The sequence below is a fragment of the Candidatus Zixiibacteriota bacterium genome (genome assembly GCA_021159005.1).
Lineage (GTDB): Bacteria > Zixibacteria > MSB-5A5 > UBA10806 > 4484-95 > JAGGSN01.
Map to the genome: position 1 here is coordinate 1 of JAGGSN010000150.1, position 4,101 is coordinate 4,101.

A 4,101-nucleotide genomic window follows, 5' to 3' on the forward strand; every position below is an offset into this window, starting at 1 on the left:
GACACCGGCGCCCATACCGACACCGGCGCCCATACCGACACCGGCGCCCATACCGGCACCGGCACCGACACCGACACCGCCCGGCGCAATTGTACCTGCACCTGATTTTCTTAGTCCGCCAGTGATGACCGCCAAAGCAGCGGGGGTGACGTATCAACAATTTATCGATCAGGGGTGGACAAAACAACAACTAATCGATCAAATGTACATGAATAACCCTATAGTATCTTTTTAGATGACCGAAAGGACAATATGAAAACCAATAATAAGAACCAAGTGTTTATATATCATAGGGAAATGCCGGCCATTTACATTCAACAGTGCGGGCGGGCCATCCGCGGCAAAAAGCCGTGTATTATATTAGACCGGCGAGGTAGTAGAGTACATGATAACAATTGATTTTGAGACATACTCGGAAGCGGGGTACCGTTTTGACCCTGCCTCCGGGCAGTTTAAACCCTTGCAAAAGGGGAAGCCAGGTATTAAGGGCGTCAATGCGGCAGTTTACGCAGAACACCCTTCTACCCGGGTGCTTTCACTTGCGTATGAGGAAAAATTGTGGGCCCCAGGGTGCCAGGACCCTGCCGACCTATTTAAACACATAACAGAGGGTGGATTGATTGAAGCGCATAACGCTCTCTTTGAGTTCTACATCTGGTATTATGTTTGCCATAAGCGGATGGGCTGGCCGATGTTAAATCTTAGCCAGCTTCGTTGTAGTGCGGCCAAGGCTCGACTGTCTGGCCTTCCAGGGGCCCTGGGTAAGCTGGGCGAGGTACTTAATCCGGGGGAGATTAAAGACAAGCGGGGCGTCCGTCTTATACAGTTGCTCTCGATTCCAAAAAAGCCAACAAAAAAATGCTCCGACTTGTACCGATCCATAAAAAAATACCCAGGTCTTTACCGGGAGATGTACGAGTACAACCTTCAGGATGTTAAGGCCGAGCAGGCCATAAGTGCTATGATACCTGAGTTAAGCCCCATTGAATTAGAAGTGTGGCAATTGGACCAGCGTATTAATTCAGGGGGGGTAGCCATAGATGTTACCGGAATGCAAAATTGTCTTGAGATATTTAGACAAGCGGAAGCCAAGTACACAAAAGAGTTACAAGAGATTACCGGGGGCGCCGTTCAGACGGTCGGAGAGATAACCAAACGTTCCGCTGGCGATAAGTGGCTAATTAGCCGGGGGCTTGAGATGCCGAGCCTGGATAAACTGTCAATAGCGGCAAAACTGGAGCATCAGGACTGGGCGGGCCTTGAAGATTGTCGCAGACTTCTTGAGATACGTCAGATTATCGGCGGCGCCAGTGTAAAAAAACTATTTGCCATGGAACGCACTTTAAGCGACGACGGTAGGATACGTGGCTTGTTCGTATATTGCGGCGCCGGTCATACTGGACGATGGGCCGGCCGGGGTCCCCAACCGCAGAACCTCAAGAACTCAGGGCCTGATTGTACTGAGTGCCCGGCATGCGGGCATATTCGGGCGACTGGGGGGGCATGTCCTTGCGGATGCCCGAAAGCCGATCAGACTCCCCTTGAATGGGGTAACAAGACCACTGAAGCTGCCCTCAAGATCATAGCAACCGGCAGTCTGGAGGCTGTTGAACAGCAATGGGGCAGCGCGGTTGATATCATCGCATCATGTATGAGGGGGTTGTTTATTGCAGCATCAGGTTACGACCTGATCTGCTCTGATTATTCGGCTATTGAAGCTGTGGTATTAGCGGCTATGGCTGGCGAGGAGTGGCGGTTAGAGGTCTTTAGGACGCATGGGAAAATATACGAGACCTCAGCTTCCAAGGTATCAGGTTTGTCATTACAAGAAATTCTTGACCACAAAAATCAGACAGGCAAGCACCATCCATTACGTAAGATGGGTAAAATTGCGGAACTAGCGAGTGGGTATTCGGGATGGGTCAACGCATGGAAAGTTTTTGGCGCTGATAAATTCATGAATGATGACGAAATTAAAACTGCGGTACTGGCCTGGCGAGACGAGTCCCCCGCTATTGTGGAAATGTGGGGCGGCCAATGGCGGAAAGAACCTGGAGTCTGGAAGTTTATTCCCGATCTGTATGGCGTAGAAGGCGCGGCCATATCAGCGCTATTATACCCGGGGCAATGCTTCCAGTATCGAGACGTAACATATGGGCATGATACTGAAAGAGACGTTTTATATTGTCTATTGCCGTCCGGACGAAAATTATCTTATCACGAACCACGTCTGACAAAGACATTTGACCCACGAAAATTAGAAGTATGGCAAATAAATTTTATGGGCTGGAACTCCGACAGTTCGAGGGGGCCTGTAGGCTGGGTGGATATGCACACATATGGGGGGCGACTTGTTGAAAATATCTGTCAGGCTGTCGCCCGGGATATACTCGCGGCGGCCATGCTACGGCTGGATGCAGCTGGGTACAATATTGTACTCCATGTACATGATGAACCGATAGCAGAAGTGCCGGAAGGGTTCGGCAGTATTGAGGAATTTGAAAAATTAATGATGGCAAAAGAGCCCTGGTTTGCCGACTGGCCAATCAAAGCAGCCGGTGGGTGGAGGGGAAAGAGATATAGAAAATGAATATTTACAAACAAGCAGTTGAAAAGTGGGGACATAAATCGCAAATTGGTATGATGATAGAAGAATGCGCAGAGTTAATAGTGGAACTACGGCACGCTATCCGTGGTCGCAGTAGCGTTGCAACAGTATGCGGGGAGATTGCTGACGTTGAGATAATGTGCAGTCAAATGCGGACTATTTTCGATACCGCTCGGGTTGACAGTATTAAGGCTTCTAAACTTGAGAGACTTGAAAAATTAATACAGGGGGAAACATGAGTGTAGATAAAAAGGCGGACTATTACGACGTTGGTGGGATAGAGGTTATTGATATTATCCAAGCAAAGTTATCAGAGGAAGGTTTTAGTGGGTACTTGCAGGGCAATATCATAAAATACTCCTGTAGGGCCGGGCATAAACCAGGTAACTTTAGTAGGGATATCGAAAAGATAACAACATACTCAAAGCTTTTAACGGAGGTTATTGAAAATAATGAAAATAGTAGATCAGACAATTAAAATTAAGAACGTCTCACATGCGCTTCCTTTTGAAGCAATAGAAGAAGCAGCCCGAAAATGCTTTCAATCAAAGGTGAGGGACCATACGACAGCCCGGGACTTTGTGCAAAGACTTATTGAACAAGGGCACATGTCCCCGCTTGAGCATGTGTCTTTTTCGATTGAGTTTTTAACAGATCGTGGGGTGCTTTTAGAACTTACACGACACCGGATCTGCTCCTTCTCCGTTCAGAGCACACGTTACGTAGCACAAAAAGAGGAGGTAACATTTTGCAGGCCTGTTTTCTGGGAAAAAGGATCCGAGGAAATGAAACTGTGGGAATCAGATATGCAGGTGGTAGAAAATATGTATCACTCGATGTTGGAATCTGGGATGAAACCAGAAGAAGCCAGAACTGTACTACCAAACAGCCTTGCAACACGGGGCGTTATGACTTGCAATTATCGGCAACTACTGCATATGTTTTCACTTAGGTGCAGTACTGCGGCGCATCCGCAAATCAGGGCCCTATTCCATGAGCTTAGGGCGGGCATGGCGGATGCGGGCTTATGATACTCCGTCCTTATCAAAGCGATGTAAGACAGAAAAATTAACTATACAAATAAAGGAAACGTTAAAATGACAGAATTAAGCGCTATATTAAGTCAATTTGGTACAACCGCACTATGGGGTATTGTTGTATATAAACTTTTAAATTTTATAGGACTTTTTGGGTTTTTAACCCTTTTGGGATATGGGGTTAAAAAAGCATGGCCAGAATTAAAAAAGGTTATAAAAGATTATGTAGATTATTAAAGCCATAAAGAGGTTAAGTAATGAAGATAATAGATCAGACAATTAATATTTCAGTGGATATAGGGTGCTTGTAAATGATACTCCGTCCTTATCAGAACGACGTGTCCGACAGTATCGACCGTGAGTGGTCACAGGGGAGCACTAATGTGCTTGCGGTGCTCCCCTGCGCATCAGGTAAGACTATAATTTTTGGGGATAAAATTTCCAAAGAGACCGGCG

General features: G+C 46.9%; 4 protein-coding genes. All 4 read left to right on the plus strand.

Annotated elements, in window-relative coordinates; genetic code table 11:
• Nucleotides 1–910 precede the first annotated feature (910 nt).
• The 4 genes from J7K40_09970 (at nt 911) to J7K40_09985 (ending at nt 3,882) form a co-directional block, all read left to right on the plus strand.
• Nucleotides 911–2,590, plus strand: a complete 1,680-nt coding sequence (locus J7K40_09970) for a hypothetical protein (protein MCD6162724.1) — start codon at nt 911–913, stop codon at nt 2,588–2,590.
• 253 nt (nt 2,591–2,843) lie between these two features.
• Nucleotides 2,844–3,086: a DUF3310 domain-containing protein gene (locus J7K40_09975; protein MCD6162725.1), complete on the plus strand. Its 243-nt coding sequence runs from the start codon at nt 2,844–2,846 to the stop codon at nt 3,084–3,086.
• Complete coding sequence (thyX, locus tag J7K40_09980) at nt 3,061–3,639, plus strand: FAD-dependent thymidylate synthase (GenBank protein ID MCD6162726.1); 579 nt, start codon at nt 3,061–3,063, stop codon at nt 3,637–3,639. The genes J7K40_09975 and thyX overlap by 26 nt, the downstream gene beginning before the upstream one ends.
• A 66-nt stretch (nt 3,640–3,705) precedes the next feature.
• A complete protein-coding gene (locus J7K40_09985; protein MCD6162727.1) occupies nt 3,706–3,882 on the plus strand; it encodes a hypothetical protein in 177 nt (58 codons plus the stop codon).
• Nucleotides 3,883–4,101 lie beyond the last annotated feature (219 nt).